This is a genomic window from Kitasatospora sp. NPDC057512, assembly GCF_042802135.1.
Classification (GTDB): domain Bacteria; phylum Actinomycetota; class Actinomycetes; order Streptomycetales; family Streptomycetaceae; genus Kitasatospora.
In genome coordinates this window covers 1-4086 of the sequence record NZ_JBHVET010000744.1, presented here as the reverse complement: position 1 = coordinate 4086, position 4086 = coordinate 1, and the positions used below count along the sequence as shown (strand labels likewise).

Sequence of the window (4086 nt, the reverse complement as noted above, 5' to 3'; positions counted from 1 at the left end):
GCCTGGGGCTGGCGATCCAGGTGCGGTCGACCAACGACCACCACAGTCAGCTCCGCGGGGCCCGCCAGGAGGACCTGGTGCGGATCCTCGATGAACTGGACAGCCGTCAGCAACGTCTCCAGCAGGAGAAGGCGGAGTTGGAGCAGTCCCTGGCGAAGTTGGAGAACAGCTCCAACCAGGCCAAGGAGGCCCAGGAGCAGACCAGGAAGAAGGCGACGGAGCTCGGCGTGCTCGCCGGCACCGTCAAAGCCACTGGTCCGGGCATCGTACTCACGGTCGATGATCCCCAAGGGCAGGTGAAGGCAGATATGCTGCTGGACACCCTGCAAGAACTTCGAGCGGCGGGGGCGGAGGCGATTCAGATCAACGATGTGCGCGTGGTGGTCAACACCTACTTCACCGACCTGTCGGCCGGTGGGGTGCAGATCGACGGGAAGAAGGTCTCGCAGCCCTACCGCTTCACGGTCGTGGGGAACCCGCAGGACCTGACACCCGCGCTGAACATCCCGGGAGGTGTCGTCCGCACACTGGAGAGCCACCAGGCGCGGGCGACGATCGCCCAGCAGCAGAAGGTGGTCGTCGACGCCCTCGTGGACCCGAAGTCGCCGCAGTACGCCAAGCCGGCTTCGAAGTGACGGGGCGCCCGGCGAACGGCCCGTCAAGGGCGGGCGGCACCCGCTGCGGGACGCCGCCGTCACATGGGCGAGACTGGTTCGCACCGGTACGCTCCGGAGCAACAACCGCAGTACCTGCCACCGCAGTACCAACCGCCGGAGTACCACTCCAGCGGGCCCGAGCCGCAACGACCGGGTCCGCAGCATGTCCGAGGTTCTCACCCTGCCCCGCGGGCGGGTCTGTCACACGCAAGGGGATTCGCCCGTGAGTTTCTTCTCGAAGTTGTTCGGTCGTAACAAGGGCCGTGACGCGGCCGCCGTCGAGGCACCCACCGCGCGTCACCGCCGACCGGAGGACGAGCCCGCAGTGCCGGGCATGCGCCCGGCCCCCGAGGCCGCGCCGTACGCAGGTCAGCAGCTGTACCGGGACGGCGGCGCCGCCCAGTACGCGGGGAATCCGGCGGGCTACGGCGCGTCGGTTGACCCCTCCGGCGAGCCGCGCATAGGTTTCCCGTCAGGACCCTCAACCTCTGGTGGAGGGTTTGCCCCGGATCCGTACGCCGGGCACAACCCGTCGGGTGTGCCGCGCCAGGAGGCTGTGAACATGGCTGGCTCCACTCCGTGCCCCAGGTGCGGCAACCGGAACCCGGCCGCGGCCCGGTTCTGTTCCAACTGCGGCACGGCGCTGCGCGGCGGCCTGCTTCCGGAGGGGGCGGCGGAGACCACGTCGACCATCTCCATCTCCGGCCTGGAGTCGTACGACCCCACCACCACGACCGGCACCGGCGCCACGCCGGCCCTGTCGGCCGAGGTGCTGTCGGCGATCGACGCGCTGCCGCCGGGCTCGGCCCTGCTGATCGTGCAGCGCGGTCCGAACTCCGGCAGCCGGTTCCTGCTGGACTCGGACGTCACCACGGCGGGTCGCCACCCGCAGGGTGACATCTTCCTCGACGACGTCACGGTCTCGCGCCGCCACGTGGAGTTCCGCCGCACCCCGGCCGGCTTCAGCGTCGCGGACGTGGGCAGCCTCAACGGCACCTACGTGAACCGGGAGCGGATCGACGAGGTGCCGCTGAACAACGGCGACGAGGTGCAGATCGGGAAGTACCGGCTGGTGTTCTTCGCCGGCCACAACCGGGGGTACTGAAAACGACGTCGGCAGGAGCCCGAGTGAATACGAATACCCCTTCCTCTTCTCTCGGGGCGGCCACCCCAACCCCGTCCGGTCCGCAGGCGGACCGCGGCGGACGCGGGGTGGTCGCGGGCCCGCGGCAGCCGGTCCGGGCCGAGCGGCCCGCCGGTCGTCGGCGCGGCGGCGACGAGCTGCTGAGCATCGGCGCGGTGCTGGCCTTCCTGCGCGACGACTTCCCCGAGGTCACCATCTCCAAGATCCGCTTCCTGGAGGCGGAGGGGCTGGTCGAGCCGCAGCGCACGCCCTCGGGGTACCGCAAGTTCAGCCCGGCCGACGTCGAGCGGCTGGCCTACGTCCTGCGCATGCAGCGGGACCACTACCTGCCGCTGCGGGTGATCCGGGAGCACCTGGACGCCATCGAGCGCGGTGAGAACCCGCCCGCGCTGCCCTCCGCCGCCGACACCCGGCCCGGGCCGCTGGAGGAGGCGGACCGGGAGCTGGTGGCCGCCGGTGAGGTGCCCTCCGGCGTCCGGCTGGGGCGCGCCGAGCTGTTGGCGGCGGCCGAGGCCGGGGAGCCGGAGCTGGCCGAGTGGGAGTCCTACGGGCTGGTCGCCCCGGGGCCGGACGGCGGCTACGACGGCGAGGCGCTCCAGGTGGCCCGGCTGGTCGCGGAGCTCGGCCGGTACGGGCTGGAGCCCCGGCACCTGCGCGCCATGAAGGCCGCGGCGGACCGCGAGATCGCGCTGGTGGAGCAGGTGGTGGCGCCGTTGCGCCGGCACCGGAACCCGCAGACCAGGGCGCACGCGGAGGCCACCGCCCGGGAGCTCGCGACGCTGTCCGTACGGCTGCACGCGGCCATGGTCCAGGCCGGGATGCGGACGCGCGGGTAGGGCATGCCGCCCGCAGCGCGCCCTGGCTGCACCGCGCTGACCAGCGGCGTCGGCTCTGCGCTTTCATATCCGGGAGCGGAGCCATAGGGTTGCCTGTGTGAATGAGCTCGACGTCGTGGGTGTCCGAGTGGAGATGCCTTCCAACCAGCCGATCGTGCTGCTGCGGGAGGTCGGGGGAGATCGCTATCTGCCGATCTGGATCGGCCCCGGCGAGGCGACCGCGATCGCCTTCGCCCAGCAGGGCATGACGCCGGTGCGCCCCCTGACGCACGACCTCTTCAAGGACGTCCTGGAGGCGCTCGGCCAGCAGCTCACCGAGGTCCGGATCACCGACCTGCGGGAGGGCGTGTTCTACGCCGAGCTGGTGTTCGCCGGCGGGGTCGAGGTGAGTGCCCGGCCGTCCGACGCCATAGCGCTGGCGCTGCGCACCGGCACGCCGATCTACGGGAGCGAGGAGGTGCTCGCCGAGGCGGGCATCGCGATCCCGGACGAGCAGGAGGACGAGGTCGAGAAGTTCCGCGAGTTCCTCGACCAGGTGTCGCCCGAGGACTTCGGCGGCAGCGGCCCGCAATAGCGGGGCCCGACCGTGCGGCCTTTCGGCCCATCGTTTTGCCAAAATCCGTCCATCTACCCACACTAGGGGCACGAAAAACCACTCTCCTGAGTGATGTGGTTTGTCTGGTCCGGCGTGGCGATCGTTGACGGGTCATAGGGGACTGCCTACCGTCAGGAGTGGCTGTCCGGGTGGCCGATGCCCGCAGTCGGGTTGCCCGCAGCACAAGTGGACGGAGGCAGGCATGAGCAGCACCGGCGATGACGCGGCCGTGGGAGGCCGGTGCGCCGTGCACATGCCGCGCACCGCTCGCACCGTCACGGATTTCCCCCGGGTCGGCAGGTTCCCGGCCGTACAGGCGGGCCAGCCGGCCATCGAACGGCTGGCCCCGACGTCCGACCTGCTGGGCTTCCGGGGCCCGACGGCCTGCGCGGCGGCCGGCATCACGTACCGCCAGCTGGACTACTGGGCCCGCACCGGACTGCTGGAGCCCAGCGTCCGCACCGCGTACCCGTCGACCAGCCAGCGGCTCTACAGCTTCCGCGACATCCTGCTGCTGAAGATCGTGAAGCGGCTGCTCGACGCGGGTGTCTCGCTGCAGAACATCCGGGTGGCGGTCGCCCACCTCCAGGCCGCCGACCAGGCCGACCTGGCGGGGATGACGCTGATGTGCGACGGCGCGACGGTGTACGAGTGCACCACGCCGCAGCAGGTGGTGGACCTGCTGAAGGGTGGTCAGGGGGTCTTCGGCATCGCGGTCGGAGCGGTCTGGCAGGAGCTGGAGCTCACCCTCGGGCGGCTGCACGCCGAGCGCACCGACACCGGTGAGACGCTGGTCGGTCACGACCCGGCCGACGAGCTGGCCCAGCGGCGCAACCGGGCGGTCTGAGCAGGAGC

Annotated in this window: 5 protein-coding genes; all 5 read left to right on the top strand. The window is 71.2% G+C overall.

From position 1 onward, the window contains the following. A partial coding sequence (locus tag ACFU6K_RS33025; protein WP_380669338.1) for a DUF881 domain-containing protein occupies positions 1-635 on the top strand: 635 nt, incomplete at its 5' end. 244 nt (positions 636-879) lie between these two features. Further along, positions 880-1761 carry an FHA domain-containing protein gene (locus ACFU6K_RS33020; RefSeq protein WP_380669336.1) on the top strand — a complete coding sequence of 294 codons (882 nt, stop codon included), beginning with the start codon at positions 880-882 and terminating at the stop codon, positions 1759-1761. 179 nt (positions 1762-1940) lie between these two features. Beyond that, positions 1941-2636, top strand: coding sequence for a MerR family transcriptional regulator (locus tag ACFU6K_RS33015; RefSeq protein WP_380669340.1), 696 nt, complete (start codon positions 1941-1943; stop codon positions 2634-2636). 97 nt (positions 2637-2733) lie between these two features. Further along, positions 2734-3210, top strand: coding sequence for a bifunctional nuclease family protein (locus tag ACFU6K_RS33010; RefSeq protein ID WP_030303568.1), 477 nt, complete (start codon positions 2734-2736; stop codon positions 3208-3210). A 223-nt stretch (positions 3211-3433) separates the two neighbouring features. Continuing rightward, positions 3434-4078 carry a MerR family transcriptional regulator gene (locus ACFU6K_RS33005; protein WP_380669334.1) on the top strand — a complete coding sequence of 215 codons (645 nt, stop codon included), beginning with the start codon at positions 3434-3436 and terminating at the stop codon, positions 4076-4078. The last annotated feature ends 8 nt before the right edge of the window (positions 4079-4086 follow it).